This is a genomic window from Streptomyces sp. NPDC005202, assembly GCF_040608235.1.
GTDB lineage: Bacteria > Actinomycetota > Actinomycetes > Streptomycetales > Streptomycetaceae > Streptomyces.
The window spans coordinates 151,011-177,865 of the sequence record NZ_JBEXHW010000008.1; the positions used below are offsets into that span (position 1 = coordinate 151,011).

At 70.8% G+C, this 26,855-nt stretch carries 23 protein-coding genes and 1 pseudogene; 12 read left to right on the plus strand and 12 right to left on the minus strand.

Going from position 1 to position 26,855, the window contains the following annotated elements; genetic code table 11:
- Positions 1–108: 108 nt before the first annotated feature.
- A complete protein-coding gene (locus tag ABZV31_RS15680) occupies positions 109–954 on the plus strand; it encodes a hypothetical protein (RefSeq protein ID WP_355893408.1) in 846 nt (281 codons plus the stop codon).
- 124 nt (positions 955–1,078) lie between these two features.
- Here ABZV31_RS15680 and ABZV31_RS15685 read toward each other — a convergent pair whose 3' ends face one another.
- The 5 genes from ABZV31_RS15685 to ABZV31_RS15705 form a co-directional block, all read right to left on the minus strand.
- Positions 1,079–1,258 carry a DUF6104 family protein gene (locus tag ABZV31_RS15685; protein WP_355893411.1) on the minus strand — a complete coding sequence of 60 codons (180 nt, stop codon included), beginning with the start codon at positions 1,256–1,258 and terminating at the stop codon, positions 1,079–1,081.
- A 135-nt stretch (positions 1,259–1,393) separates the two neighbouring features.
- Positions 1,394–5,236 (minus strand): multifunctional oxoglutarate decarboxylase/oxoglutarate dehydrogenase thiamine pyrophosphate-binding subunit/dihydrolipoyllysine-residue succinyltransferase subunit, encoded by a 3,843-nt coding sequence (locus ABZV31_RS15690; protein WP_355893414.1) that lies wholly within the window; start codon positions 5,234–5,236, stop codon positions 1,394–1,396.
- Between the two features lie 281 nt (positions 5,237–5,517).
- Complete coding sequence (locus ABZV31_RS15695) at positions 5,518–6,627, minus strand: ATP-binding protein (protein WP_355893417.1); 1,110 nt, start codon at positions 6,625–6,627, stop codon at positions 5,518–5,520.
- The gene (locus ABZV31_RS15700; protein ID WP_355893419.1) at positions 6,624–7,364 is read right to left on the minus strand and encodes a response regulator transcription factor; all 741 of its coding nucleotides are present in this window, start codon (positions 7,362–7,364) and stop codon (positions 6,624–6,626) included. Before ABZV31_RS15700 ends, ABZV31_RS15695 begins: the two co-directional genes overlap by 4 nt.
- Before the next feature lie 113 nt (positions 7,365–7,477).
- Positions 7,478–8,155, minus strand: a complete 678-nt coding sequence (locus tag ABZV31_RS15705; RefSeq protein WP_355893422.1) for a spermidine synthase — start codon at positions 8,153–8,155, stop codon at positions 7,478–7,480.
- Positions 8,156–8,426: 271 nt separating this feature from the next.
- On the opposite strand from ABZV31_RS15705, the gene ABZV31_RS15710 reads away from it, so the two are divergent.
- The 3 genes from ABZV31_RS15710 (at position 8,427) to lon (ending at position 12,449) form a co-directional block, all read left to right on the plus strand.
- Positions 8,427–9,389, plus strand: coding sequence for a rhomboid-like protein (locus ABZV31_RS15710; RefSeq protein WP_355893425.1), 963 nt, complete (start codon positions 8,427–8,429; stop codon positions 9,387–9,389).
- Positions 9,390–9,674: 285 nt separating this feature from the next.
- The gene (locus ABZV31_RS15715) at positions 9,675–9,839 is read left to right on the plus strand and encodes a hypothetical protein (protein WP_355893428.1); all 165 of its coding nucleotides are present in this window, start codon (positions 9,675–9,677) and stop codon (positions 9,837–9,839) included.
- Positions 9,840–10,034: 195 nt separating this feature from the next.
- Positions 10,035–12,449, plus strand: a complete 2,415-nt coding sequence (gene lon, locus ABZV31_RS15720) for an endopeptidase La (RefSeq protein WP_355893430.1) — start codon at positions 10,035–10,037, stop codon at positions 12,447–12,449.
- A 112-nt stretch (positions 12,450–12,561) separates the two neighbouring features.
- Here the strand turns inward: lon and ABZV31_RS15725 are convergent, their stop codons facing one another.
- Positions 12,562–13,380 carry a lysozyme gene (locus ABZV31_RS15725; RefSeq protein WP_355893433.1) on the minus strand — a complete coding sequence of 273 codons (819 nt, stop codon included), beginning with the start codon at positions 13,378–13,380 and terminating at the stop codon, positions 12,562–12,564.
- A 272-nt stretch (positions 13,381–13,652) separates the two neighbouring features.
- On the opposite strand from ABZV31_RS15725, the gene ABZV31_RS15730 reads away from it, so the two are divergent.
- Positions 13,653–14,144 (plus strand): MarR family transcriptional regulator, encoded by a 492-nt coding sequence (locus tag ABZV31_RS15730; RefSeq protein WP_355893436.1) that lies wholly within the window; start codon positions 13,653–13,655, stop codon positions 14,142–14,144.
- A 28-nt stretch (positions 14,145–14,172) separates the two neighbouring features.
- Here the strand turns inward: ABZV31_RS15730 and ABZV31_RS15735 are convergent, their stop codons facing one another.
- The gene (locus ABZV31_RS15735) at positions 14,173–14,961 is read right to left on the minus strand and encodes a protein phosphatase 2C domain-containing protein (RefSeq protein WP_355893439.1); all 789 of its coding nucleotides are present in this window, start codon (positions 14,959–14,961) and stop codon (positions 14,173–14,175) included.
- A gap of 416 nt (positions 14,962–15,377) precedes the next feature.
- Between ABZV31_RS15735 and ABZV31_RS15740 the strand changes: the two genes are divergently transcribed.
- The 5 genes from ABZV31_RS15740 to ABZV31_RS15760 are packed head-to-tail and all read left to right on the plus strand — an operon-like array spanning position 15,378 to position 21,059.
- Positions 15,378–18,227 (plus strand): nitrate- and nitrite sensing domain-containing protein, encoded by a 2,850-nt coding sequence (locus ABZV31_RS15740; protein WP_355893442.1) that lies wholly within the window; start codon positions 15,378–15,380, stop codon positions 18,225–18,227.
- Positions 18,224–18,727 carry a roadblock/LC7 domain-containing protein gene (locus tag ABZV31_RS15745; RefSeq protein WP_355893445.1) on the plus strand — a complete coding sequence of 168 codons (504 nt, stop codon included), beginning with the start codon at positions 18,224–18,226 and terminating at the stop codon, positions 18,725–18,727. Before ABZV31_RS15740 ends, ABZV31_RS15745 begins: the two co-directional genes overlap by 4 nt.
- A complete protein-coding gene (locus tag ABZV31_RS15750; protein WP_355893448.1) occupies positions 18,724–19,134 on the plus strand; it encodes a DUF742 domain-containing protein in 411 nt (136 codons plus the stop codon). Before ABZV31_RS15745 ends, ABZV31_RS15750 begins: the two co-directional genes overlap by 4 nt.
- Positions 19,115–19,759, plus strand: a complete 645-nt coding sequence (locus ABZV31_RS15755) for an ATP/GTP-binding protein (protein ID WP_355893451.1) — start codon at positions 19,115–19,117, stop codon at positions 19,757–19,759. The genes ABZV31_RS15750 and ABZV31_RS15755 overlap by 20 nt, the downstream gene beginning before the upstream one ends.
- 37 nt (positions 19,760–19,796) lie before the next feature.
- Positions 19,797–21,059 (plus strand): styrene monooxygenase/indole monooxygenase family protein, encoded by a 1,263-nt coding sequence (locus tag ABZV31_RS15760; protein WP_355893454.1) that lies wholly within the window; start codon positions 19,797–19,799, stop codon positions 21,057–21,059.
- Here the strand turns inward: ABZV31_RS15760 and ABZV31_RS15765 are convergent.
- The 4 genes from ABZV31_RS15765 to ABZV31_RS15780 form a co-directional block, all read right to left on the minus strand.
- Positions 21,023–22,171, minus strand: coding sequence for an NlpC/P60 family protein (locus tag ABZV31_RS15765; protein ID WP_355893457.1), 1,149 nt, complete (start codon positions 22,169–22,171; stop codon positions 21,023–21,025). The two genes, ABZV31_RS15760 and ABZV31_RS15765, sit on opposite strands and share 37 nt — an antisense overlap.
- A gap of 102 nt (positions 22,172–22,273) precedes the next feature.
- Positions 22,274–22,615 carry a hypothetical protein gene (locus ABZV31_RS15770; protein WP_355893459.1) on the minus strand — a complete coding sequence of 114 codons (342 nt, stop codon included), beginning with the start codon at positions 22,613–22,615 and terminating at the stop codon, positions 22,274–22,276.
- 10 nt (positions 22,616–22,625) lie between these two features.
- Positions 22,626–23,282, minus strand: coding sequence for a helix-turn-helix domain-containing protein (locus ABZV31_RS15775; RefSeq protein WP_355893462.1), 657 nt, complete (start codon positions 23,280–23,282; stop codon positions 22,626–22,628).
- A gap of 35 nt (positions 23,283–23,317) precedes the next feature.
- Positions 23,318–24,256 (minus strand): diiron oxygenase, encoded by a 939-nt coding sequence (locus tag ABZV31_RS15780; protein WP_355893465.1) that lies wholly within the window; start codon positions 24,254–24,256, stop codon positions 23,318–23,320.
- A gap of 122 nt (positions 24,257–24,378) precedes the next feature.
- Between ABZV31_RS15780 and ABZV31_RS15785 the strand changes: the two genes are divergently transcribed.
- Positions 24,379–25,488, plus strand: coding sequence for a ferritin-like domain-containing protein (locus ABZV31_RS15785; protein WP_355893468.1), 1,110 nt, complete (start codon positions 24,379–24,381; stop codon positions 25,486–25,488).
- Positions 25,489–25,674: 186 nt separating this feature from the next.
- Positions 25,675–26,325, plus strand: coding sequence for a hypothetical protein (locus ABZV31_RS15790; RefSeq protein ID WP_355893471.1), 651 nt, complete (start codon positions 25,675–25,677; stop codon positions 26,323–26,325).
- On the opposite strand, the pseudogene ABZV31_RS15795 reads toward ABZV31_RS15790, so the two are convergent.
- Positions 26,309–26,793, minus strand: a pseudogene (locus tag ABZV31_RS15795) (DUF3291 domain-containing protein). The gene ABZV31_RS15790 and the pseudogene ABZV31_RS15795 sit on opposite strands and share 17 nt — an antisense overlap.
- Positions 26,794–26,855: the final 62 nt, after the last annotated feature.

Genomic DNA, 26,855 nt, shown 5'->3' on the forward strand with positions numbered 1-26,855 from the left:
TATCGCGTCTCCCGTAAAACACGATATATCGCGGCCACGGAAAGTCAAGACACCCGTTCTGGTGATCCAGAACACCTGAGATCGGGCATATTGCCCTAGCGTGGGGTCATGTCGACGGACAAGTCCCCGGCCCGTCCCCAGGCCGGTCCCGCCCCCGGCGCCCTGCTGCTCTGCCGGGCGGAACCCGACTCCGTCGCCCCCGCCGCCCACCTGCTGCGCGAGCACATGCTGCTGGTCCGGGCCGGCGAGGAGTGGAGCGTGCTCGTCCCCGAGGGAACGCCGTGGTGGCACGGCGGTGAGCCGGTCGACCGCGTGCTGACCGGCTGGGCCACGGCGCTCGCTGTCGGCGCCCCCTGGCCCGTCCTGGCCCTGTGGTGGGACGTGGACCGCGCCGGCTACATCCTCGCGTCCGGCTTCCGCCGCCCCGTCGGCTACGTCTGGCTCGCGAACGGCACCCCGGCCGGCGAGGACGAGGCGATGCGCACCTTCGCCGCCCGCCTGGGCCTCGACCCCCTCCTGGACAGGCAGTCCCTCGACCGGCTGACGCAACCGGACGCCGCGGCCGACGCCCGCACCCGCCTGCGCGGCCTGCTCGCCGTCCTCACCCGCGTGGGCGTCTCCCTGCCCGCCGGACTCGCTCCCGGCGAAGGCGCCGACCACCTCCTTGACGCCGCCCGCGCCCGGCCCGACGCCCGCCGGGTCGAGTGGTCCGGCCGGCGCGAGACGGGCCGCGCGGCACGCGCCGCGGTCGACCGCGGCCGCCTCGCCTCCTGGCCGCCCCGGCCGGGCGGCCCCTGGGCGCGCGCCCTGTCCCTCGCCCAGGTGGCCGTGGGCCTGCCCCTCACCGCCTGGGGCCTACGACGCCACAGCGGCGGCTGGATCGCCGCGGGCGCCCTCCTCCTGGTCCACGGCGCCCTGGGCCTGGCGTACGACCTCGTCCGCCCCCTCGACTGACGGCCCCACCTCAAGAAAAAACGTCAGGGCGCCCGCAAAGGGGCGCCCGAGGAAACATGAGGCGCCGCGAGGGGTCGCCCAGGAAGCACGAGGCGCCCGCAAAGGGGTGCCCGCGATGTGATCCCTACTCGTCGTCCTCGTCGTCCAGCCGAGCCAGCCACGTCGCCAACCGCTCCACCGGCACCTCGAAGTCCGGGTTCAGATCGACGAACGTCCGCAACTGCTCGGCGAGCCACGCGAAGGTGATCTCCTCCTCGCCGCGCCGCTTCTCGAGTTCCTCGATTCCTCGGTCGGTGAAGTACATGGGGTTGTTCTCCTGCGTTCGTACGGGGATGGCCCTGCTCAACAGCCTACGTAGTGACCGGCGCGAAAGGGCCCGGCCCCGGAAAGCTCCGAAAGCTCCGGGACCGGGCCCTCGCCGTCGGGCGGGTTCAGAGGCTCACGCCTCGAACACCTCGCGGACCAGCTGCTCCTGCTCGGCCTGGTGCCGCTTGGCGGAACCGACGGCCGGGGACGAGCTGTGCGGGCGGGAGATGCGGCGCAGGCGCTCGCCCGGCGGGATGTCCGCACCGACCGCCAGGTCCAGGTGGTCGATGAGGTTGAGGGCGACGAACGGCCAGGCGCCCTGGTTGGCCGGCTCTTCCTGGGCCCACAGGTACTTCTCGACGTTCGGGTACTTCTTGATCTCCGCCTGGAGCTCGGCACCCGGGATCGGGTACAGGCGCTCCATGCGGATGATCGCCGTGTCCGTCACGCCGCGCTTCTGACGCTCGGCATCGAGGTCGTAGTAGACCTTGCCGGCGCAGAAGACGACCTTGCGCACCGCCGCCGGGTCGACCGACGTGTCGCCGATGACCGGGCGGAACTGGCCCGTCGTGAACTCCTCCGCCTTCGAGGCCGCGGCCTTCAGGCGCAGCATCGACTTCGGGGTGAAAACGATCAGCGGCTTGTGGTGCGGGTTGTGCACCTGCCACCGCAGGAGGTGGAAGTAGTTCGACGGCAGGGTCGGCATCGCGACCGTCATGTTGTTCTGCGCGCACAGCTGCAGGAAGCGCTCCGGGCGGGCCGAGGAGTGGTCCGGGCCCTGACCCTCGTAGCCGTGCGGCAGCAGGAGCACCACGCCGCTCGTCTGGCCCCACTTCTGCTCCGCCGACGAGATGAACTCGTCCACCACCGTCTGGGCGCCGTTGGCGAAGTCGCCGAACTGGGCCTCCCACATGACGAGGGCGTCCGGGCGGGCCAGTGAGTAGCCGTACTCGAAGCCCATCGCCGCGTACTCGCTGAGCAGCGAGTCGTAGACGTTGTAGCGGGCCTGGTCCTCGGACAGGTACAGCAGCGGCGTGAAGTCCTCGCCGGTTTTGCGGTCGATGATCACCGCATGGCGCTGGCCAAAGGTGCCGCGGCGGGAGTCCTGGCCGGACAGGCGGACCGGGACGCCCTCGAGGAGCAGCGAGCCGATGGCCAGCGTCTCGCCCATGCCCCAGTCGATCGTGCCGTCCTCGACCATGGCCGCCCGGCGCTGCAGCTGCGGCAGCAGGCGCGGGTGGACGGTGATGTGGTCGGGGACGTTGACCTGGGACTCGGCGATCCGCTTGACGACCTCGGTGGAGACGGCCGTGTCGACCGGGACCGGGAAGCCGTCCTGCGGCTCCTGCACGTCCGCGGCGACCGGCTGGGAGGTGGCCTCGCGGACCTCCGTGAAGACCTTCTCCAGCTGGCCCTGGTAGTCCTGCAGGGCCTGCTCGGCCTCCTCCAGGGTGATGTCACCGCGGCCGATCAGCGACTCGGTGTACAGCTTGCGCACCGAGCGCTTCTTGTCGATCAGGTCGTACATCAGCGGCTGGGTGAAGGCCGGGTTGTCCGACTCGTTGTGACCGCGGCGGCGGTAGCAGATGAGGTCGATCACCACGTCCTTGTTGAACGCCTGGCGGAACTCGAAGGCCAGGCGTGCGACGCGCACGACCGCCTCGGGGTCGTCGCCGTTCACGTGGAAGATCGGGGCCTCGATCATGCGGGCCACGTCCGTCGCGTACATGGAGGAACGCGAGGACTCGGGGGCCGCGGTGAAGCCGACCTGGTTGTTGATGACGATGTGGACCGTGCCGCCGGTGCGGTAGCCGCGCAGCTGCGACATGTTCAGGGTCTCGGCCACCACGCCCTGGCCCGCGAAGGCCGCGTCGCCGTGGATCGCCACCGGCAGGACCGTGAAGTCCGTACCGCCCTTGTTGATGATGTCCTGCTTGGCGCGGGCCACGCCCTCGAGGACCGGGTCGACGGCCTCCAGGTGGGACGGGTTCGCGACCAGGCTGACCTTGATCTGCTCGCCGTCCAGGCCGGTGAAGACGCCCTCGGCGCCGAGGTGGTACTTCACGTCGCCGGAGCCGTGCATCGACTTCGGGTCGAGGTTGCCCTCGAACTCGCGGAAGATCTGCGCGTACGACTTGCCGACGATGTTGGCGAGCACGTTCAGGCGGCCGCGGTGGGCCATGCCGATGACGACCTCGTCGAGGCGGGACTCGGCCGCCGAGTCCAGCACCGCGTCCAGCAGCGGGATGACGGACTCGCCGCCCTCCAGGGAGAAGCGCTTCTGGCCGACGTACTTCGTCTGCAGGAAGGTTTCGAAGGCCTCCGCAGCGTTCAGGCGGCGCAGGATGCGCAGCTGCTCCTCGCGCTCCGGCTTGGAGTGCGGGCGCTCCAAGCGGTCCTGGATCCACTTGCGCTGCTTGGGGTCCTGGATGTGCATGTACTCGATGCCGGTGGTGCGGCAGTACGAGTCACGCAGCACGCCGAGGATGTCGCGCAGCTTCATCATCGACTTGCCGGCGAAGCCGCCGACGGCGAACTCGCGCTCCAGGTCCCACAGGGTGAGGCCGTGCTCGACGATGTCCAGGTCGGGGTGCTTGCGCTGGCGGTACTCCAGCGGGTCGGTGTCGGCCATGACGTGGCCGCGGACCCGGTAGGAGTGGATCAGCTCGAAGACGCGGGCGGCCTTGGTGACGTCGTCGTCGTGCGAGGCGTCGATGTCCCTGAGCCAGCGGACCGGCTCGTAGGGGATGCGCAGCGCCTCGAAGATCTCGTCGTAGAAGTTGTTCTCGCCAAGCAGCAGGTTCGCGACCTGGCGCAGGAACTCGCCGGAGGCGGCGCCCTGGATCACCCGGTGGTCGTACGTCGACGTGAGCGTCATGACCTTGGAGATGCCGAGCTTGTTCAGGGTGTCCTGGGAGGTGCCCTGGAACTCCGCCGGGTAGTCCATGGAGCCGACGCCCATGATCAACGACTGGCCGGGCATCAGACGCGGCACCGAGTGGACCGTGCCGAGGCCGCCGGGGTTGGTCAGGGAGACCGTGACGCCGGTGAAGTCGTCCATCGTCAGCTTGCCGTCGCGGGCGCGGCGGACGATGTCCTCGTAGGCCTGCCAGAACTCGAAGAAGTTCAGCGTCTCGGCCTTCTTGATCGCCGCGACGACCAGCTGGCGGTCGCCGTTGGGCTTCACCAGGTCGATGGCCAGGCCGAGGTTGATGTGGTCCGGCTTGACGAGGGTGGGCTTGCCGTCCACCTTCGCGTAGTGCCAGTTCATCGACGGCATCGCCTTGATGGCCTGGACCATCGCGTAGCCGATGATGTGCGTGAAGGAGATCTTCCCGCCGCGGGCACGCTTGAGGTGGTTGTTGATGACGATGCGGTTGTCGAACAGCAGCTTCACCGGGACGGCGCGCACGGACGTGGCCGTGGGCAGCTCCAGGGAGGCGTCCATGTTCTTCGCGACCGCGGCGGCCGGGCCGCGCAGGGGGACGAGCTCGGGGCCCTCGGTGCTCTCGCCGGCGGGCTCGGCCTTCGCCTTCGCCTTGGGCTCGGCGGCGGGCGCGGCGGGCTTCGCGGGAGCCGGGGCCTGGGCGGCGGGCTTCGCCGCAGCCGGGGCCGGAGCGGCGGCCGCGGGCTTCGCGGCGGCCGGGGCCGGCGCGGGAGCGGCAGGCGCGGCGGGGGCCGCGGGCGCGGCCTGGGCCGGGGCAGCCGGGGCAGCGGGCGCCGCCTGAGCCGTGGTGGTGGTCTCTGCGGCCCCCGCGGCCGCAGTACCCGCCGGAGCCGAGGAGGCAGGGGCCCCCGGCTTGTAGTCGGCGAAGAAGTCCCACCAGGCGCGGTCTACGGAATTCGGGTCCTGGAGGTACTGCTGATAGATCTCGTCGACGAGCCACTCGTTGGGACCGAACGCGGCCGCGGGGTTCTTCCCGGCTTGGTCGGTGTCGATCGAGATGCTCGAGTTACTGGGGGACTGTGGCGACACGGCGGCAACCGCCCTCTTCCGCTTCACAAGGTGATGGACAGCGGGAATAAAGGCTACGCCTCCAGGACCGGGAAGGTCAGGTCGGGCCGGTTCTTCGTCGTGTAAGTCACATCGCACAGCGTGTTTCGGGGCTGGGAATGGCGGGAAACAAGCGTGGTTCCGTTGTGAAAGGGAAGGGTCGACCCGGGCCTGGCCTTCGAAAGACGCAGCCCCCTGCCTGATCACACGTGTCCGTCTGCGGGGACCCTCGTGGATCTTGTCGTTCCGGTTCGGACTTTACGTCAACTTGGCGCGGACGAGTGTCCCGGAAGAGTGACGAGGATCCGGCAGCCACGCTCGGATTCGGCCACTCCGATCCGGCCACCGTGCAGATCCACCGCCCAGCGGGCGATCGCCAGCCCCAGGCCCGTGCCGCCGTCGCTGCCGGGGCCGTGCGGTCGGCTCACCGCTCCCCGGTTGAAGCGTTCGAAGACGCGGTGCCACTCGGACCTGGGAATGCCGGGCCCCTCGTCGAGGACTTCCAGCTCCAGCGACTCCGGCTGCGGGCCGCGCCGCGCCTTCACCGTCACGCGGCCGTGCGGCGGGCTGTGCTTGACCGCGTTGTCGATCAGGTTGGCGACGACCTGGTGGATGCGCTCGGGGTCCGCGTGCGCGGTCAACTCCGGCGGGGAGACGTCGAGATGCAGATGGACGTCCGTACGCGTGTGGCTGCCGGAACCCGAGGCGATGCCCGCGCGCACGGAGGCGACCATGTTGGCCTCCTTCAGCACGCCCGAGAGGTACGGCCACACCTCGAAACGCCGCTTCTTCAGTGGTACGACACCGTTGTCCAGGCGGGAGAGGTCCAGCAGCGTCTCTACCAGCCGGCCGAGCCGCTCAGTCTGTTTCAGAGCCGTGCGCATGGTCTCGGGGTCGGCCTGGGTGACCCCGTCCACGATGTTCTCCAGCACCGCGCGCAGACCCGCGATGGGGGTGCGCAGCTCGTGCGAGACGTTCGCCACCAACTCCTTGCGCTGGCGGTCCTGGGCCGCCAGCTCGTCGGCCATGCGGTTGATCGTCTGCGCCAGGTCGCCCAGCTCGTCGCGGCGGTTCTCGCGCACCCGGCGCGTGTAGTCGCCGTGCGAGATCGACCGGGCCACCGTGTTCATCTCGTCCAGCGGCGCGGTGAGCGAATGCGCCACGAACTGCGTAATGAGGAGCGTGGCGATCATCGAGAAGACCGTGATGAAGCGCAGCTCCGTCTTGGTGTGCACCGCGATCATCGACAGACCAGTGGTGATCAGCACCGAGATGACGACCAGCGCGCCCAGCTTGGTCTTGATCGAGAACGGGCGTACGCCGCCCCAGGGCTCCTCCCCGGGGCCTTTCCGTGCGGCCGGCCCGTCGCTCATGGGGTCGGGGTCTCCAGGGCGTAGCCCACGCCGTGCACCGTGCGGATCCGCTCGGCGCCGATCTTCCGGCGCAGCGCCTTGATGTGGCTGTCGACGGTCCGGGTGCCGGAGGCGTCCGCCCAGTCCCACACCTCCGCGAGCAGCTGCTCGCGGGAGAGCACCGCGCGCGGGGTGTTCGCCAGGCACACGAGGAGGTCGAACTCGGTGGGGGTGAGGTGGACGTCCTCGCTGCGCACCCGCACCCGGCGCTGCGCGTGGTCGATCTCCAGCTCGCCCAGGCGCAGGATGCCCGAGCGCGGGGTGGCCGCGGCCAGGGCGGCCCGCTCCATGCGGCGCAGCAGCACGTGCACGCGCGCGGCCAGCTCCCGCATCGAGAACGGCTTGGTCATGTAGTCGTCGGCGCCGACCCCGAGTCCGACCAGCATGTCGGTCTCGTCGTCCCGCGCGGTGAGCATCAGCACCGGCACCGGCCGCTGGGCCTGCACCCGGCGGCAGACCTCCAGGCCGTCGAAGCCGGGCAGCATGATGTCGAGGATCAGCAGGTCGGGCTGCCAGGCCTCGGCGGTGTCGACGGCGGCCGGGCCGTCGCCCGCGGTTTGCACAAGGAATCCCTCGGCGCGCAGGCGGGTGGCGATGGCATCCACGATGGTCGCGTCGTCCTCGACCACCAGGACCCGACGCTGCGCGCCCGGGGTTGCCGCCGTCGTGCCGTTGTGGGAGGTGTGTGTCTGCTCCATCGCCCGCCCCTGAAGTGTGCTTTCCGGAATCCGTGGGGTGATCCCATGACTGCGATTGACGCTTGAATGATCCGCGTCAGGGAAGCAGAGTACGGGGAGTCACCGCGCCTTTGCTATCCAGGTCGGACGGCGAGGTGCACGACGTCCGGTACGCCCCGGGCAACGGGGATCTCTTCGGTGCGCACCTGCTGGAACCCGACATTCCGCAAGGTTCCTTCAAATTCTGGAGACGGCTGGGCCGACCACACCGCGAGCACCCCGCCGGGCCTCAACACCCTTGCGCAGCTTGCCAGTCCGGCCGGATCGTACAGGCCCTCGTTGTCTTCGGTGACCGTCCAGTCGGGCCCGTTGTCAATGTCGAGGCACAGCGCGTCGAACGTGGCGGATGTCTCATTGACGTAACCGATCAGGTCGGCTTCGACGATCGCGGTGCGCGGGTCGGCGAGGGCCTGGGCGGTCAGCTCGGCGAGGGGGCCGTCGCGGTGCCAGTCGATGACGGCGCGCTCGCGTTCGACGACCGTGATCCGGCCCCAGCGCGGATCGGCCGCCGCATGCGCGAGCGAGAAGCCGACGCCCAGGCCGCCGATCAGGACGTCCGGCTCCGGGCGCCCGTCCAGCGCGCCGAGGGCGGCGTCGACAAGGAGGCGCTCGGAGCGGCCGTCGGAGGTGTCCATCAGGAAGCAGCCGTTGGCGATGATCTGCAGCAGCGCGCCGTGCCGACGCAGCACGATCTCGCCGTAGGGACCCTCGCGACGGTCCAGCACCACAGGAGTGTCGTACGAGGCGGTCATGGGCTCATCCTGCCCGAACGGGCCTGAACGGCCACGTGAATTACCGGTACGGCCACGTTACGTCGTCCAGCGCTGCCGGGAACTCGTGGAGGTCATGTCCGCGACCCGCCAGCGGGCCGTTGGGACCGGGGAGTTGAAGCCGGACACGGACCCGTGGCGGACGCGTCGGGAAGTTCAGAGGTTGCTGTGAATCGGTACTCGGGTGGCGTCGGTCATAGACAGGGACGTCTGAGGCGCCAAGGGTGGGGCGGGACGGAAGGAGCGCCTCACCGTGGATCGGACTGCGACGGCTGACGCCGCGGCCTCGTCGACGCCTTCGGGCGCGCCCCTTCCACCGGATCCGGACGCGGACGTCGTGCTCGCGGACGTCTCGCAGCTGCTGGACGGCATGCCGCAGCAGCGGGGGCGGCCGACGGCCACCGTCGCGGAGGCCGTGCCGGGCCGGGCTGCGAAGGCTGTGCCGGGCCGGGCTGCGGAGGCTGTGCCGGGCCGGGCCGCCAAGGCTGTGCCGGCCGGGTCTGCCGCAGGGGTTGTCGGAGGAACGCCCCTCGTGCGGCCGACGGTTCCGAAGGTTCCCCGCCTCCCCGCATGGCTCCGCGGGCTGCGCCCCTGGCGCCTGCTGCCCAGTCCCACGGGAACGCCGTTCACCTTTGGGTACGCGGCCGTGCTGGCCGTCACCTCGCTCGTCGCCCGGTACGCCGATCCCGCGCTGACGCACGCCCTGTACCAGAGTTCCAGCACCGACGTCGCGCACCTCGTGCGGGCGCCCCTGCTGGTGCTGTCGGCCAGCGCGCTGTGGATCGCGGGCGGGGTCACGTCGCCGTACGCGCTGTGCTTCCTGCTGGTGCTGACCGCCCTGGAGCGCCGGATAGGCGGCCTGCGCGCGGCGGGTGTCTTCCTGTTCGGGCATGTGCTGGCCACCCTCGCCACCGAGGTCCCCGTCGGGCTCGCGGTGCTCGCGGGCCATCTGCCCGACAGTTCGCTGCACCGCCTCGACTACGGCATCAGCTTCGGCGTCGCCGCCAGCGTCGGCGCCCTGTCCGGTCTGCTCACCCCCTGGCTGCGCTGGCCCCTGCTCGCCGTCTTCGTCGGGATGGTGCTGGAGGACCTGATCGGGTTCACGGACCCGATGACGAGCTGGGGCCATCTCATCTCCGTCGGCCTCGGCATGGCGACCTGGCCGGTGATACGCCGTCGGCACCGCGCCCGCAGCCAGGGACCGGCCGCCGTCTGAGAGTCCGCGACCATGTCACTTCTGACGGCGCCGACTCGTCCCTGAGGTGAACAACCAGCTGTCGTTCTCCGGATGCAGGAGGCCTTTGTGTTCGCCGCCTACGTCGCCGTCACCTTGTCGCCTCGGCCGTCAACGCCTTGGCCGCCGTTGCCAACCTCATCGGCCACGAGTATCCCAGGAGCCAGGCCGACAAGCTGGGCGTGCCCCGGTCCTGGGTGCGCCCGCTGGGCACGCTGCTGGGGGGCGGGCGCACTGGGGTTGCTCGTCGGGTTCGCCGTTCCGGTGGTGGGCGCGTTCGCCGCCGTCGGCCTCGTGCTGTACTTCCTCGGCGCGTTCGGTGCCCATCTGCGAGCTCATGACCATCACTTCGGCGCCTGGGCCGCGTTCTTCGGCCTGGCGGTGGCTGCCCTGGCCCTGAACCTGGCCCACCACGGCCCCGCCTACGTCTAGGAGTCGGCCGCCCTCTTCCCGCACCGGCCGGGAAAACAGATGACCCGCCCCGATGGCTGTGCCAGTACACCACCCGCGCCCTTGTGCGCCGAAGGTTCCCACCCGATCGCTCAGAGCGAACACCTGTCGGGGAACAATCAAACAGTGCCAAGCATTGAGTCGGCATAGCTCAACTTGACTGCCGAAGGGGAGATCATGGCTTCGACGTCCACACCGCTCACCCTGCCTGTGCTGCCGCTCGACGACGAGGTCGTGCTGCCCGGGATGGTGGTCCCGCTGGACCTGAGCGACTCCGAGGTGCGGGCCGCGGTGGAGGCCGCGCAGGCCGCCGCCTCGTCAGAGCCCGGAAAGCCGAAGGTCCTCCTGGTGCCACGCATCGACGGGAGGTACGCGAGCACCGGCGTGCTGGGCACGGTCGAGCAGGTCGGCCGACTGGCCGACGGTGACCCGGGCGCCCTGATCCGCGGCCGAAGCCGCGTGAAGATCGGCGCCGGGACCACCGGCCCGGGTGCGGCGCTGTGGGTCGAGGGAACGATGATCGACGAGAGCGCGCCGGACCCGCTGCCCGGCCACGTCACGGAGCTGGTCAAGGAGTACAAGGCCCTCGCCACCAGCTGGCTCAAGAAGCGCGGCGCGTGGCAGGTCGTCGACCGCGTCCAGGCCATCGACGACGTCTCCGCCCTGGCCGACAACTCCGGTTACTCGCCCTTCCTGACCACCGACCAGAAGGTGGAGCTGCTGGAGACCGCCGACCCGGTGGCCCGCCTGAAGCTCGCCACCCAGCAGCTGCGCGACCACCTGGCCGAGCAGGACGTGGCCGAGAGCATCGCCAAGGACGTCCAGGCGGGCGTCGACAAGCAGCAGCGCGAGTTCCTGCTGCGCCGCCAGCTGGAGGCCGTCCGCAAGGAGCTGCGCGAGCTGAACGGCGAGTCCGAGGCGGACGAGTCCGACGACTACCGCGCCCGCGTCGATGCGGCCGACCTGCCCGAGAAGGTCCGCGAGGCGGCCCTGAAGGAGGTCGACAAGCTGGAGCGCGCCTCCGACCAGTCGCCCGAGGGCTCCTGGATCCGCACCTGGCTCGACACGGTCCTGGAGATGCCGTGGAACGAGCGGACGGAGGACGCCTACGACATCCAGGGTGCCCAGGCGATCCTCGACACCGAGCACGCGGGCCTGGAGGACGTGAAGGAGCGGATCACCGAGTACCTGGCGGTGCGCAAGCGCCGTATGGACCGTGGCCTCGGCGTGATCGGCGGGCGGCGCGGCGGTGCCGTGCTCGCGCTCGTCGGCCCGCCCGGCGTGGGCAAGACGTCGCTCGGCGAGTCGGTCGCGCACGCCATGGGGCGCAAGTTCGTCCGCGTGGCCCTCGGCGGCGTCCGTGACGAGGCCGAGATCCGCGGTCACCGGCGTACGTACGTCGGCGCGCTGCCCGGCCGGATCGTCCGCGCCATCAAGGAGGCGGGGTCCATGAACCCGGTCGTCCTGCTCGACGAGATCGACAAGGTCGGCTCGGACTTCCGGGGCGATCCGGCCGCGGCGCTGCTGGAGGTGCTGGACCCGGCGCAGAACCACACCTTCCGGGACCACTACCTGGAGGTGGAACTCGACCTGTCCGACGTCGTGTTCCTCGCGACGGCGAACGTCCTGGAGGCCATCCCGGAGGCGCTGGCCGACCGCATGGAGATCGTGCGCCTGGACGGCTACACCGAGGACGAGAAGATCGTCATCGCCCGCGACCACCTGCTTCCGCGCCAGCTGGAGCGGGCGGGCCTGAACAAGGACGAGGTCACGATCGACGAGAGCGCGCTGCGCAGGCTCGCCGGCGAGTACACGCGTGAGGCGGGCGTCCGTAACCTCGAGCGTTCCATCGCGCGACTGCTGCGCAAGGTCGCGGCCCAGCACGAACTGGGTGAGCGGGAACTGCCGTTCACCGTCACGGACGGCGACCTGCGCGGCCTGATCGGCCGGCCGCACCACGTGCCCGAGTCCGCCCAGGACCCGGCCGAGCGGCGCACGGCCGTCCCGGGCGTGGCGACCGGTCTCGCGGTCACCGGCGCGGGTGGCGACGTGCTGTTCGTCGAGGCGTCGCTGGCCGACCCGGAGACGGGCGCGGCGGGCCTGACGCTGACCGGCCAGCTGGGCGACGTGATGAAGGAGTCGGCGCAGATCGCGCTGAGCTTCCTGCGCAGCCACGGCGCCGAGCTGGAGCTGCCGGTGGGCGACCTGAAGGACCGGGGCGTGCACATCCACTTCCCGGCGGGCGCGGTCCCGAAGGACGGCCCGAGCGCGGGCATCACCATGACGACGGCGCTTGCGTCGCTCCTCTCCGGCCGCCTGGTCCGCACGGACGTGGCGATGACCGGCGAGGTGTCGCTGACCGGCCGCGTCCTGCCCATCGGCGGTGTGAAGCAGAAGCTGCTCGCCGCGCACCGAGCCGGGGTGACCACCGTGATCATCCCCAAGCGCAACGAGCCCGACCTGGACGACGTTCCGGCCGAGGTGCTGGACAAGCTGGACGTCCACACCGTCACCGACGTCCGCCAGGTCCTCGAGCTGGCGCTCGCGCCGGCCACGAACGGCGCGACGCCGGAGGTTCCGGTCGCGGCGTGACGGACGCGACCGGATGAGGGAAGGCCCGGGTCCCGTGAGGGAGGCCCGGGCCTTCACCACGCGTACGGTTTCCGCACGGCCGCACGGCCGCACGGCGCCGTACGTCGGTCCGTCAGCCGTTGGCGAGCGCCTGCACCCGGTCCAGTGCCCCGTTGAACTTGTCGTGGTCCCCGACCGTCGGGCCCGAGGACGTGTACTGCCACATGGTGTAGTAGCCCCAGCCGGCCGGCAGCGTCCCCGGGTCGGAGGCGTAGCGGGCGATCCACAGCGGGTTGGCGGAGGCGAAGCCGCCGTAGTTGCCGGTGCACTGGGTCCACCAGCTGGTGGCCGTGTAGATCACGGCGTCCCGGCCCGTGCGGGACTTGTAGGTGTTGAGGAAGTCGGCGATCCAGCTGACCATCGCGCTCTGCGTCTTGCCGTAGCAGGCGGCCCCGTACGGGTTCCACTCGATGTCGAGCGTGCCCGGCAGGGTCTTGCCGTCGCGGGACCAGCCGCCGCCGTGGTCGACGAAGTAGTTGGCCTGGGTGGCGCCGCTGGTGGTGTCCGGGGTCGCGAAGTGGTACGCGCCGCGGATCATGCCCACGTTGTACGAGCCGTTGTACTGCTGGGCGAAGTAGGGGTTCGTGTAGTACGTCCCCTCCGTCGCCTTCGTGTACGCCCACCTGACCCCGCTGCTCCACAGGGTCGACCAGGCGACGTTGCCCTGGTAGCCGCTGACGTCGACGCCCTCCGTCTGGGCGACGGCGGTGTTTGCGGGCGTGCCGCCCCGGCCGTCGTGCGCCAGGACGCCCATGCCCATGTGGGCGGAGCCGCGGGCGGGCGTGGTGGCGGCCGAGGAGGGGAGGGTGAACAGGCAGGAAAACGCGGCGAGCAGGATCCCCGCGACGGTGAGTCGCCGCGCGCGGGCCGTGCCGGATCTGTGCACGGGCATGACGTGCCTCCGAAGACTCGGTGGTGCTCGGTGGGGGAAACACAGGGCATGCCGGCCGGGTGGGGAGAGCGGGGCGCCGTCGACCCGCGGTGGTGCTGGCGTGGGCATGCCATTGATGGCCTGTTCAAGAAGCTACGCACGTAGACCGCAAGGTGGGAAGGGGGCCCGGAGGCTGCCGTTGGTCTACGCCTGCGAAATACTTACGGAGCTGCGGTGATGGCGGCGACGGGCGGAAACTTTCAAAACCGGGAAAACTTCAGGCAGGGGCTGACGTGCACGAAGACGGAAACGGCGACGGACGCCGAGTCGCATCCGACGCGTCGCCGGGTTGTGTGGACCGGGAGTTCCTGTCCCTGGAACGGGAACTGACGGTGCTGCTGCGGCGCGCCCGGGCCAACCAGGGCGAGATGGCCCGCGAGGTCCATCCGGACCTCGAGTCCGCCGCGTACGGACTGCTCGTCCGGCTGGACGAGTGCGGCAGCCAGCGTGCCACCGAGCTCGCCGCGTACATCGGCGTCGGCAAGGCCACCATGTCCCGCCAGCTGCGCGCCCTGGAGGAGCTCGGCCTGGTCGCCCGGGAACCCGACCCGGCGGACGGGCGGGCCTGGCTGGTGGCCCTCACCGACGAGGGCCGCCGCCGTGTCGGCCAGGTGCGCGAGGCCCGCCGGGCGCGGTACGTCAGCCAGCTCGCCCACTGGGACCGCCGCGAGGTGGCGGAACTGGCCCGGTTGCTGCACGAGTTGAACCACGTCATGGAGAAGTGACCTCCCCGGGCGGCAGCTCCCGCGGCCGTCACAGCTCCACGAACACCACCGTCGCGTCGTCGTGCGTCTTGCTCCGCCCCAGGAACGTCCGCTCCTCCCGGTCGGCCCGCTCCAGCGCCCGTACGCGGTCCACCAGTGCCCGCGCCCCCTTCTTCCGTACGAGGCCGAAGCACTGCGCCCAGTCGCCCTCCCGGAACTTCTCCACCCACCGCGTCGCCCCGTCCGTCAGCGCGGCCAGGGAGCGGACCTCGCGGCGCGGCAGCGTGCCCGTCACGGCCCGGGCCGCCACCGAGGGATCCGCCGCCGCGGTGAAGAAGCCGCCCTCCTTGTTGCGGACGGTGGCGTCGATGAGCGCGTCCGTGGCGAGCGAGGCCCGGGGGAGGCGGGCCAGGCGGTCGTCCAGGACGGGCATGACCGAGCCGCCGGAGGACTCCACCAGCAGTGCCGAGTCGGACAGGACCAGATACTCGACCGTCTCCGGCGACCACCGGGCGAGGACCACCGTTGCCTGGGGGGTGCGCGGGTGAGAAAGGTCACACGAGGTCACGTGGGCCTCGGACGTCCGCAGAATCGCGCGCGACAGGATCTTTGGCAGCGTCAGATCCTGGGAGGAAACGGTCAGTTCGGTCAGCGCGCCGCCGAGCCGCGCGGTGAACCAGGGGACCGAATGCAGACACCCCGTTCCGGTCCTCGGCGGCGTCACTCCGTCCAGGACCACAAGGCAACCGCCCTGCCCAAAGGCCGGTAGTCCAACACTCGCGAAGTCCTCGTTGGGGCAGTCCGGATGGCCGGGGTCCGAAACAACTTCAATACGCATTCGGCCAGTCTGCACGAGGCCTTCACAAGGTTTGCGGAAGGCTGGCAACCGTCCCGGAATTGGCGCAGCGACGTGGTCAGGCGCCTGGTTTGGGAGGGAATGGTTCGCTCCGGGAAGGCGTGACGGCGAATACTGCCAAAGCCTGACGCCGACGTCCAACCGGCCCGCCGCGCAAGAGCGTCGCGCGCGCCAGAGGAACTTGCCTGCCAACTCCCCTCCGATGTTCACTCCTTCGGGTGGCCGGTCGGATGATGCGGGCCCACCGCCCACCGGCACTGGGAGGGTCGGGAACCGATGGGGGTCCCCCCTGCTCGAGGGAAGTCGAGAGCTCGGGGGAAGGTGTACGTACCAGTCACGCCAGTTGACGGGGCGCCACCCGGACCCACGAGTACACGAGTACAGGAATGCGAGCACCGGTGCAGAAGACGCGGCCTCGGCGCACAGGCAAGCACACGGCCTCCGCGGGAGGCCCGGAGCACACACCCGGCACGCCTGACGTCGGCAAGGGCCGTCCGACGCACGTACGCAACCGGCTCATCGCCGCGGTCGCTGTCGTGGCCGCCGCCGTCGCCGGGGCCGGCTCCCCCTCCGTGATCGCCGCCTCCGGGCAGCTGAGCGACTCCCAGGACCTCGTGACGCTGGCCGGGCAGACCCAGGACGCCCTCGTCCTCGCCCACTCGCTCGCCGACGAGCGCGACGAGGTCACCTCCTACGTCGCGGCCGGCCGTCCCAAGTCCAAGGCGCCCTCCGAGCAGCGCAGCACCCGGGTCGACCGTGAGGTCGAAGAGCTGCGCGCCGACCCCGACACGCCCGCCTGGCTGCGCAGCGACCTCGACGGCATCGCGGCCGTGCGCCGGGCGGCGCTCACCGGACAGAGCACCGCCCTCCAGGCCCACCAGGCGTACTCCGCCGCCATCGCCGACCTCCACAGGCTCGCCGAACAGCTGGCCGAGCAGATGCCCCCGCGCGCGGGCTCCGGCGCCCACGCCCTCGCCGAGCTCGACACCGCCGTCCAGCAGGCCGCCGCCGCCCGCGGCCTGCTGCTGGCCGCCCTCAACGTGCCGCACTCCACGCAGACCGTCATCAGCCCCACCACCGGCCTGCCCACCACGGCCACCACCTCCTTGGCCGCCGACACCAAGCAGCGCGACGCGCTGAGCGCCGCCGCCCAGCAGGCCCGCCTGCGCTCCGACGCCGCCCTCGCCGACTTCCGGGACACCGCGCCCAAGGCGGCCCGCACGTCGTACGACTCCACCGTCACCGGACCGGAGGTCGACACCGCCGAGAAGTACCTCGCCTCCCTCACCGACCAGCCGACGCTCTCCGACAGCGACCTGGGCACCAGCGTCAAGAAGGCCGACGCCGCGCTCACCGCCCGCGTCGAGCTGATGCGCGGCCTGGAGGCCTCCCTCTACGACCACCGCACCAAGGACCTCGCCAAGCTGCGCGACGACGACGTCACCGCGCTGGAGATCCGCATCGCCCTCCTCGGCGCCCTCCTGCTGGTCGCCCTCGGCGTCGCCACGGCCCTGGCCCGCACCCTCACCCGCCCGCTCGCCGTGCTCCGCATCGGCTCCGCCCGCCTGGCCGGCGCCGCGGACCCGACCGTTGAGGAACCGGTCAAGTTCACCGGGCGCAACGACGAGTTCGCCCAGGTCGTCCGCTCCGTCAACACCCTGCACGCGCACGCCGTCGCCCTCGCCGAGCGCGTCGCCACCCTGGAGGCCGACCGTAAACACCTGGTCGGCCAGCGCCAGAGCATGGCCGACGCCCGCGAGGAACTGCGCGCCGAACTCGCCCACTCCGCCGCCCAGCTGGAGCGGCTGCGCAGCAGCATCGGCGGCACCTTCGTCAACCTGGCCCTGCGCACCCTCGGCCTGGTCGAGCGGCAGCTCGCCGTCATCGAGGGCCTGGAGGAGCGCGAGCAGGACCCCGAGCGTCTGTCCACCCTCTTCAAGCTCGACCACTTCGCCACGGTCATGCGTCGGCACAGCGAGAACCTCCTCGTCCTCGCCGGCACCGAGCACGTCCAGCAGAGCGCCGGGCCCGTGCCGCTCGTCGACGTCGTCCGGGCCGCGGTCAGCGAGATCGAGCGGTACGAGCGCGTCCGCATCTCGGCGCTGCCGCCGCACGCGCACGTCGCCGGGTTCGCCGCGGACGACCTCAGCCACCTGCTGGCCGAACTCATGGAGAACGCCACCTCGTTCTCCCCGCCCGACCAGCCCGTCGAGGTCTCCGGCTGGCTCCTGGAGAACGGCGAGGTCATGCTCTCCGTCCAGGACGAGGGCATCGGCATGACCTCCGACCGGATGGCCCGCCTCAACAACCGCCTCGCCGACTTCGACCCGGAGGCCCCCTACGACCAAAAGGGCGAGGACGGCCTCGGCCTCGGCCTGTACGTGGTGGCCCGCCTCGCCCACCGGCACGGCGTGCGCGTGCAGCTGCGGGAGCAGAAGCAGGGCGGCATCGCGGCGGTCGTGGTCGTGCCGCAGACCCTGCTGGCGGCAGCGCCCGCCGCCGCCGGCCCGGCGTCCGGCCCGGCGTCCGGACCGGTGACCGGCGCCACCCAGACGTTCTCTCTGCCGGGAGTGGACGCCGAGGTCAACTCCAACGTCCTGCACGGCCGCTCGGAGGGCGGCGACCCGCTGGTGGCCATGGCGGAGAAGGCGGTACGGCGCTCGGAGGCGGTCGAAGAGACGGAGGCGGCCCACGAGACCGAGGGAGCACGGCAACGCGAGGCGGCAGCTGAACCCGACCGGGAAGCTGCGGCGCCGGAGACCCCCGCGGAGACCACGGAATCTCCCGCCGAGACCACGATGGAGCTCCTGATCCCGGCACCCGCGCCCGAAGCGGACCCGGCGCAGGTACACCGCGCGGCCGCCGATGGCGAGACCGCCCCACAGGGGCCACCCGCACCCGACCACGCAAGCCGCGCGGGTGGTGCCGTTGGGTACACACCCGCCGACGGCGAAGCCGAGGCGGTGCACGAGCGCACGCCCGACGAAGAGGAGCCCGTCACCGCCAAGGGCCTGCCCAAGCGCACCCCGAAGATCACCGCACCCGCCCCGGCCCCGCGTCGGCGGACCGGCTCCGTGGACGCTGAGGCACTCCGCCGCCGCCTCGGCGGCTTCCGCCGGGGGGCCGAGGCCGGCCGCCGGGACGTCGAGGTGGAGATCGCCGAGCAGACGGCCCAGAACCAGAGGCCGCCCACACACGCACACGCCGAAGAAGCCACGGGGGGCACAGTCGAGGAGGCAAGCAGTTGACCGCGCCCAGTACCTTCGGACTGAGCAGTGAAGCCCGCAACCTGCACTGGCTGCTGACCAACCTGGTCGAGGAGGTGCCCGGCATCCTCTCGGTCGCGGTGGTCTCCTCCGACGGTCTGCTGCTGCTCTCGTCCGACGCCGGCCGCAACGCCGAGGCGAGGCAGGCGCGCGGCGAGCAGCGCACCGGCCCGCGTGGCTCCTCCGCCGACCTCGCCACCATCGTCTCCGGCATCGGCAGCCTCACCATCGGCGCCGCCAAGCTGATGGAGTCCGGCAACGTCAAGCACACGATGGTCGCGATGGACGAGGGCAGCCTGTTCGTGATGTCGATCAGCGACGGCTCGCTGCTCGGTGTGCACTGTTCCGCGGAGTGCGACATGAGCGTGGTGGCATACCACACGGCCCTCTTCGTGGGCCGTGCCGGACACGTCCTGACGCCCGAACTCCGCAGCGAGCTGAGGAAATCCCTGGAGTGCAAGTCGGCGGGGAGCGCCCGATGAGCAGTACGCCGAAGAAACTTCCCGTGCGCGGCGGCGACCGCAAACCCGCCCGCGTCCGCCCCTATTCGCTCACCGGCGGCCGTACCCGCTTCGGTCACGTCCTGCTCGTCGAGACATTCGTGGCGGCGCTGGAGGCGCCGGAGGAGCGCAAGGAACTGACGAATGGATCCCTCACCACCCGGGTCATGCCGGAGATGCGGGCCATCGTCGAACTGTGCCGCCGCATGCGCACGGTGGCCGAGATCGCCGCGCTGCTGCAGATGCCGCTCGGCGTGGTCCGCGTGCTCCTGAGCGACCTCGCGGACCAGGGAAAGATCCGTGTGTACGGAACCGGAACCGGCCACGGTGTGGGCCGGCCGGACCGCGCTCTGCTGGAAAGGGTGCTGAGTGGACTCCGTCGTCTCTGACGCCGCCTCCTCCTTCGGCGTCTCCCCGCTCCTCGACGAAGAGGAGCACCTGCGGCCCTGGCAGACGGACCGCACCCACGCCCCGATCGCCACGAAGATCGTGGTGGCTGGTGGCTTCGGCGTCGGCAAGACCACGCTGGTCACCTCCGTCTCGGAGATCACGCCTTTGCAGACCGAGGCGCTGATGACCGAGGCCAGCGAGGAGACCGACGATCTCACCGCCACGCCGGGCAAGCTGACCACCACCGTGGCCATGGACTTCGGCCGCATCACGCTCGACGACGACCTGGTGCTCTACCTGTTCGGCACGCCGGGTCAGCAGCGGTTCTGGTTCATGTGGGACGACCTGGTGCGCGGCGCGATCGGCGCCGTCGTCCTGGCCGACACCCGCCGCCTGAAGGACTGCTTCCCGGCGCTGGACTACTTCGAGAGCTGTGGGCTGCCGTACGTCGTCGCGGTCAACCACTTCGACGGCAGCGAGCTGTTCGAGCCGGAGGACGTGCGCGAGGCCCTCACGATTCCCGCGCACATACCTGTCATGATCATGGACGCGCGACGCAGGATCTCGGTGATCGAGACCCTGCTGGCCCTGGTGGGCCACGCACTCGAGGAAACACCCGAGTAAACCCCGAGTAGTCCAGAAGTTCTAGGAGACACCTCGCATGCGGAAGATACTCGTCGTGGGGGCCGGTCAGTCCGGTCTCCAGCTCGCCCTCGGCCTCCAGTCGCACGGGTACGAGGTCACCCTGATGTCCAACCGGACGGCGGACGAGATCCGCTCCGGCCGGGTCATGTCGACGCAGTGCATGTTCCACACGGCGCTGCAGCACGAGCGCGACCTCCAGCTGAACTTCTGGGAGTCCCAGGCCCCGAAGATCGAGGGTCTCGGCGTCTCGGTCGCCGCTCCCGGCTCCTTCGACCCGGGCCCCTCGCAGCGCGCGATCGACTGGGTGGGCAAACTCGACGGGTACGCGCAGTCGGTCGACCAGCGGGTGAAGATGGCCGGCTGGATGGAGACGTTCGCGCAGCGTGGCGGCCAGCTGGTCATCCACGGCGCGGCGGTCGGCGACCTGGACTACTTCTCCCGCACCTACGACCTCGTCCTCGTCTCGGCGGGCAAGGGCGAGCTGGTGTCCATGTTCGAGCGCGACGCCTCCCGCTCCCCGTACAGCGAGCCGCAGCGCGCCCTCGCGGTGGCGTACGTGCACGGCCTGGGTCCGCGCCCGGAGCACCCGGAGTTCGACGCGGTCCGCTGCAACCTGGTCCCCGGCGTCGGCGAGCTGTTCGTCATGCCGACCTACACCACCTCCGGCCGCGCCGACATCCTGTTCTGGGAGGGCATACCCGGCGGCCCGCTCGACGTCTTCAACGGCGTCAAGGACCCCGCGGAGCACCTCTCCCTGACCCTGGAACTCATGGAGAAGTTCCTGCCCTGGGAGTACGCGCGGGCCACCAAGGTGGAGCTGACCGACGCGGGCGGCACGCTCTCCGGCCGGTACGCGCCGACCGTCCGCAAGCCGATCGGCCGCCTGCCCAGCGGTGGCCTGGTCCTCGGCGTCGCGGACGTCGTCGTCGCCAACGACCCGATCACCGGTCAGGGCTCCAACTCGGCGTCCAAGTGCGCCGCCGCCTATCTCGCCTCCATCCTCGAACACGGCGACAAGCCCTTCGACGAGGAGTGGATGCAGCAGACGTTCGACCGCTACTGGGCCACCGCCCAGCACGTCACCAAGTGGACGAACGCCATGCTCGCCCCGCCGCCGGAGCACGTCCTCAACCTCATCGGCGCCGCGGGCCAGCTCCAGCCGGTCGCCGACCGCTTCGCCAACGCCTTCAACAACCCGGCCGACTTCGAGAACTTCTTCTACGACCCGGCCAAGACCCAGGCCTACCTGGCGGAGGTGTCCGGGGCGGCCGTCGCGTAGAGGCCCTCGTCCGACCCGTCCAGGGCAGCCGCGGGGAGCTTCGGCGGCGCGTACCGCCGCAGGGGCTCCCCGCCCGGGTCGGGCCGCACGGCCCCCAGCACCGGGTTGGCCGCGACGGGCGACACCTTCACCTTCGCGCCGGGCCGCGGCGCCTGCACCACCATCCCGTCGCCGACGTAGAGGGCGACGTGCGTGGCCTCGGGGAAGTAGACGACCAGGTCGCCCGGCCGCAGGTCGCTCAGCGGAATGTGCTTCAGCCGCGTCCACTGCTCCTGGCTGGTCCGCGGAATCGGCGTGCCGGCGTGCCCCCAGGCCTGCGCGGTCAGCCCCGAACAGTCGTACGCCGTCGGGCCCTGAGCGCCCCACTCGTAGGGCTTCCCGAGCTGCCCCACGGCGTAGCGCACAGCCCTGTCGCCCTCCTGCGTCGGTCTGCGCTCGTTGCTGAGCGCCCCCGAGGCCATGAACTTCTTCTGCGCGGCGGCGATCCCGTTCTTCTCGAACTCGGCGAGAGCCACCAGTTGCTCGGCGCTGAGCGAGGCCAGCAGCTTCTCCACGTCGTCGAGCCGCGCGCGTACGTCGTCCCGCGCCTTCTTCTGCCGTTCGACCAGGGCGAGCTGGACGTCGAGCGCCTTGCGCGCCTCGCGGGCGAGGTCGCTTGCCTGCTTCTCGCTGCCGACCAGCCGCCCCACCGTTTTGGCCCGCTCCCGCGCCAACTGGCCGATCACGTGCCCTTCCTCCAGCGCGTGCTGCGGATCGCGCGCGAGCAGCAGCCGTACGTAGGGGGAGATGTCGGTGCTGCCCTGGTACTGCTGGCGGGCCAGCCGGCCCGCCGCCCCGCGGCTGTCGTGCAGGGAGAGCCGGGCGCGGGCCAGGGCGGTGTCCAGCCGGTCGACCTGGGTGCGCTGCTTCTTCAGCTGCTCGGCGGTGGCGTTGTAGGTCTCTGTGGCCTGCTCGGCTTGCCGGTACAGCCGCTGAAGGTCCGTCAGCAGCTCGGACACGGACCGCGGTCCCGGCTCCGGCGGCTCCGGTACGGCCGCGGCGGACAGCGGCGCGAGGGCGGCCTGCGCCGCCACCGCCGCCGTACACACCAGACGCAGCATCCTTCCTGACACGTCATCACCTCCGGTGCGGGGGTGGGCCTTCCACTCCGCATCGTGAGCTTCAGACGTGCGCGCCGACTTCGCGCGCCGGGTGTGCGGTTCGGCGCAACCCGGTCACCCGTCGGTGTCGTCCGGCTTGCCGCCCGGCGTGGCATCCGGTCCGCTGCCGGTCCTGGGCTCCGGCCGGGACCACGGCCACCTGAGCCGGGTGCCTTTCTTCCCTGCCCCTGAGTCACCTTCGGTGGCGAACTCGTACTTCCACCCCTGGTGCAGCCCGAGGCGCTTGCTGTGGCCGCGGGGCACCCGGCGGTAGACCAGGACGGTGGGCGGGCCGCCCGCGGCGTCCGGGACCGGGATGCGGTACGTCTTGGGCGGATGCCCGGTGGGCCCCAGCAGCACGGGCAGCACCCGGCCGTCCATCGGCCCGCCCTCGAAGGGGGTGTCTTCGCTCTTCACGGCACCAGTGTCAGCCATCGTCGCACGCCAGGGCGTGCACCAGCGCGGCGGTCTGTGGGTCCCGGCCGGCGGTCACGGTCATGACGGCCACGAACTGCTCGACCAGCCAGTCCCGCAGCTCGTCGACCGGCGGCTGCTTGTCCTCGTCGAGCCAGATCAGGGAGGCCGCCTCCACGGCCGTGATCCACATCCGCACGGTCATGCGCAGCCGTGGCCCCGGGTCCGCGACCCCGAGGTGGCTGACGATGTGCTCGGCAGCGGCCCGGCGCACGCCGTCCACTATGGCGGTCGTGCGGGACGTCTCCACCACGCTGCCGCCCTGGAGCAGGGCGCTGAAGCCGGCATCGTGCTCGTCGACGAAGGTCAGATAGCGGTCCAGGGCCCGGGTGAGGCGGGGGAGGAGCGGGCCGGCGCGGGGCTCGTCGAAGCAGTGCTGGAGCTCCTCGGCGGCGGACCTGAGGGCGGCCTCGTACAGCTGCTGCTTGCCGCCGGGGAAGTACCGGTACACCAGCGGCCGCGAGACCCCGGCTGCCTCCGCCACGTCGTCCAGCGAGACGTCCTCGGGCGCGCGGTGCGCGAACAGGGACAGGGCCGCGTCGAGGAGCTGGGCACGGCGTTCCTCGACGCTGAGCCTTCGGTAGGCGGGGGTGGCGGCGGCGGGGGTCATGTCGGGCAGCGTAACCGGTGCCCCCCCACCGGGACCTAGGCCAATAGGCCCGACGACCTCCACAGCCGCCGCCCGACCCCCCGGAGCACCCCGATGTCGTCGAGGAAGTCCGTCAGCCGCTTCGCCCCCGTCTGCATGACCTCCCGCCGGTGTCCGCTCGCCTTCACCTGGGCCGTGGCCTCGCGCTTGTCCAGGCCGACGTTCGTGTAGACCTCCGGGTTGACAAAGGCGACCGAGAACACCCGCGCGAACTCACCGGAGGTGATCCGCGTGAACTCCTGCGACCACTTCGGCGCCGTCACCATCTGCCGCCGCAGCTCCTCACGCGCGTACCGCACATGCCGGGCCTCCTCCACGACGTGGATCCGCGTGACGCCCCGGATCAGCGGCTGCACCCGCTCGTCCGGGAACGTCAGCCGCTGCATCCAGTCCAGGACCTCCTCGCCGAGCAGGGTCGCCGTGAAGGACCCCGGCGTGGTGGAGATCGTCTTGAACAGCCGCCCCAGGTTCTGGTGCACCCGGCTCACCGGGTACCAGGGCGTCCCGCCGTGCGCGATCAGCCGGGCGAACATTTTCGAGTGCCGGCACTCGTCCTCGATCTCGGTCAGCGCGTACCGCACGTGCGCGCTCGTGGCCGCCTTGTCGTAGATGTGCCGGACGAGCAGCTGCATGAGGATGATCTCGAACCAGATGCCGAGCGAGGCGAGCGCCGCGGCCTCGTGCTGCGAGAGCAGGATCCGCTGCTCCTCGCTCATCCGCTTCCACAGCGGCGTGTCGTACAGCGACACCAGCTCAGGCGGCCAGAACCACTTGCCCTCCTCGAAGGGCGCGTCCCAGTCCAGCTCCTTGTCCGGGTCGAAGGAGTGCTTGGCGGAAGAGTCGAGCAGCCGCTCGGCCACCTGCTCCCGGTCCTTGAGCAGTCCGAGCGCGTCGCGCAGTCCTGCAAGCGCGTCGGCTTCCGTCACGGTCGTCATCGCTGTTCCACCTCGTTGCCCGGGGCCACCTATACGGCTCTTATGAGACTGCCTGTCAGCAAGGCCGTCAATCCCTTGCGCAGGACTTGTTGACTCGGCGTCTACGTGTGAGCCTGCGAGGTATGCCGACCTACGACCTGTACGCCAAGGACCCGGGTGACCCGCAATGGCAGGTGCCCGCGAGCGGCGCGGCCCGCTTCAGCTGGGAGTACGACGACGGCCGCGACCGGCTGCTCGCCCTGTACCAGAAGGGCAAGGACAAGCAGTGGGACGGGCAGAAACGGATCGACTGGGACCTGGAGGTGGACCCGCACGACCCGCTCGGGACCCCGGACGAGGCGATGAACCTCTACGGGACGCCGTACTGGGCGAAGATGACCGACCAGGACAAGGGCGAGCTGCGCAAGCACTACGCCTCCTGGCAGTTCAGCCAGTTCCTGCACGGCGAGCAGGGCGCGATGATCTGCGCGGCGCGCATCGTGGAGTCGGTCCCCGACCTGGACGCGAAGTTCTACTCGGCGACCCAGACGATGGACGAGGCCCGGCACGCCGAGATCTACGGCCGCTTCCTGCACGAGAAGATCGGGATGGTCTACCCGATCAACGACAACCTCCAGTCCCTCCTCGGCGACACCCTCCGCGACAGCCGCTGGGACATGCCGTACTTGGGCATGCAGGTACTGATCGAGGGCCTGGCCCTCGCCGCCTTCGGCATGATCCGCGACACGACGAACAAGCCCCTGCCGAAACAGATCCTGGCGTACGTCATGCAGGACGAGGCCCGGCACGTGGCCTTCGGCCGCATGGCGCTGCGCGACTACTACAAGCAGCTCACGGACGCGGAGTTGAGGGAACGCGAGGAGTTCGTCATCGAGGGCTGCTATCTGATGCGCGACCGCCTGCGGGGCGTGGAAGTCCTGGAGAACTTCGGCATCCCCCGGCAGGAGGCCGAGGAACTGAGCGAGAAATCCGAATTCCTCCAGCTCTTCCGCCAGTTGCTCTTCAGCCGCATCGTCCCCTGCGTCAAGGACATCGGCCTGTGGGGCAAACGCCTCCAGCAGGCCTACGTCGACATGGGTGTCTTCGAGATGGGCAACTCCAACCTCGACCTCCTCATGGCCCAGGACGAGGAGATCGCCGAACAGCTCGACGCCGAGCGCTTCGCGGCGGAGGAGCGGGAGCGGGTGGCGGAGGTGGAGGAGGCGATCGAGGCGGGGGCGGCCGAGTCCTGACCGCTCACCCGTGTGCAGTAGCGTGCTGGCGTGTCCATGTCTCCACCGCCTCAGCCGCCCCAGCACCCCTACGGCGGGCAGCCCGCGCCGCAGCCGTACGGATCCCCGTACCCCCAGCAGCCCGCCCCACAGCCGTACGGAGCGGCTTACCCCCAGGCGCCCTAGCCCGCCTGGGGCGCCCCGCCGATGGTGCCGCCGTCCCCGAAGAAGCGCCGGACGGGCCTGATCCTCGGGATCGTGGGCGGCGGCGTCGGCGTGCTCGTGGCCATCGTGGTGCTGCTCGCGCTGATCGGGCTGAAGGCCGAAAGCGGATTCCCCGAGGCGAAGATGAGGCTCACCCTGCCCAAGGTGCTGCTCGACGAGAAGTACGAGCTCACGGAGGACCTCTCCGACTCCGAGGGCCAGAAGATCGCGGACGAGGCGGACGGCGCCTGGGACGCCAAGGTCACCGCCGGGGTGGTCGGCCGCTACAGCCTCGGCGGCGACGAGACCAAGGGCACCTTGGTGGTGTCGGGCATGTACGGCCGGTTCAAGAACACCGGCGAGGCCCGCGACAACATGATGAAGGGTGCCGCCGAGGGGGACGGTGCCACGCTGGGCGTCGCGCCGAAGGACTTCGACCTGGGCATCACGATCACCTGCGAGGTGCTCACCCAGGAGCAGCTCGGCACGAAGACGACCCTCCCGGTCTGCGGCTGGGCCGACCCCAACACCGGGGCCTCCGTGGCCGAGGTGGCCGCGGAGACCATGACGCAGGACCCGTCCGATGTGGATCTGGAGGCCGCCGCGAGGAACACCCTCAAGATCCGCTCCGAGATGATCAAAGCGATCGGCTGACCTCCGGCGCCGCGGCCTGCGACGGAAAGGACGTCCGCAGGGTGAAGGCGTACGGCGTCGGACCGTGCGACCGCAGATGCAGCAGGCGGTCCTCCGCCTCGCCGACCGTGGGGCGGTGGCCCGCCGGGACCCACCACAGGGCCGTCACCGCCTCCGCCAGCCGTTCGAACCACTCGCGGCGGCGGTGAGCATCTCGCGGTGCCGGCCCTGGTACATGAAGGCGGTCAGGGCGTCGGTGTCCCGCCACACCGACATGTTGACGATCAGCCACTCGTCCCCGAAGACGGGCACGTCCGTGGCGTTGCCGGACTCGCTCTGCAGCCGCCAGACGAAACCGTCGGCGGCGTCCGCGTCGGCGTTCACCGGGTCGAGCGCGTCGACGAAGTCCTTCAACTGCGGGGAGTCCAGCGGGGCCTTGAGACGGGCGATGTTGACCTGGGCGAGTTCGTACGGGGCGGCAGCTGTCATGACCGAACGGTAGGTCGGGGCTCCCGGCCCGCGGTACCCTCCGTCTCATCAAGCGGGCACCC

What these genes read in the sequence shown, in the direction of transcription:
- ABZV31_RS15750 (WP_355893448.1), top strand. Translation starts at nt 18,724, where the DNA reads ATGAGCAGTACGCCGAAGAAACTTCCCGTGCGCGGCGGCGACCGCAAA.
- ABZV31_RS15680 (WP_355893408.1), top strand. Translation starts at nt 109, where the DNA reads ATGTCGACGGACAAGTCCCCGGCCCGTCCCCAGGCCGGTCCCGCCCCC.
- ABZV31_RS15780 (WP_355893465.1), bottom strand. Translation starts at nt 24,256, where the DNA reads ATGACGACCGTGACGGAAGCCGACGCGCTTGCAGGACTGCGCGACGCG.
- ABZV31_RS15695 (WP_355893417.1), bottom strand. Translation starts at nt 6,627, where the DNA reads ATGAGCGACGGGCCGGCCGCACGGAAAGGCCCCGGGGAGGAGCCCTGG.
- ABZV31_RS15705 (WP_355893422.1), bottom strand. Translation starts at nt 8,155, where the DNA reads ATGACCGCCTCGTACGACACTCCTGTGGTGCTGGACCGTCGCGAGGGT.
- ABZV31_RS15785 (WP_355893468.1), top strand. Translation starts at nt 24,379, where the DNA reads ATGCCGACCTACGACCTGTACGCCAAGGACCCGGGTGACCCGCAATGG.
- ABZV31_RS15725 (WP_355893433.1), bottom strand. Translation starts at nt 13,380, where the DNA reads ATGCCCGTGCACAGATCCGGCACGGCCCGCGCGCGGCGACTCACCGTC.
- lon (WP_355893430.1), top strand. Translation starts at nt 10,035, where the DNA reads ATGGCTTCGACGTCCACACCGCTCACCCTGCCTGTGCTGCCGCTCGAC.
- ABZV31_RS15685 (WP_355893411.1), bottom strand. Translation starts at nt 1,258, where the DNA reads ATGTACTTCACCGACCGAGGAATCGAGGAACTCGAGAAGCGGCGCGGC.
- ABZV31_RS15775 (WP_355893462.1), bottom strand. Translation starts at nt 23,282, where the DNA reads ATGACCCCCGCCGCCGCCACCCCCGCCTACCGAAGGCTCAGCGTCGAG.
- ABZV31_RS15700 (WP_355893419.1), bottom strand. Translation starts at nt 7,364, where the DNA reads ATGGAGCAGACACACACCTCCCACAACGGCACGACGGCGGCAACCCCG.
- ABZV31_RS15790 (WP_355893471.1), top strand. Translation starts at nt 25,675, where the DNA reads ATGGTGCCGCCGTCCCCGAAGAAGCGCCGGACGGGCCTGATCCTCGGG.
- ABZV31_RS15760 (WP_355893454.1), top strand. Translation starts at nt 19,797, where the DNA reads ATGCGGAAGATACTCGTCGTGGGGGCCGGTCAGTCCGGTCTCCAGCTC.
- ABZV31_RS15735 (WP_355893439.1), bottom strand. Translation starts at nt 14,961, where the DNA reads ATGCGTATTGAAGTTGTTTCGGACCCCGGCCATCCGGACTGCCCCAAC.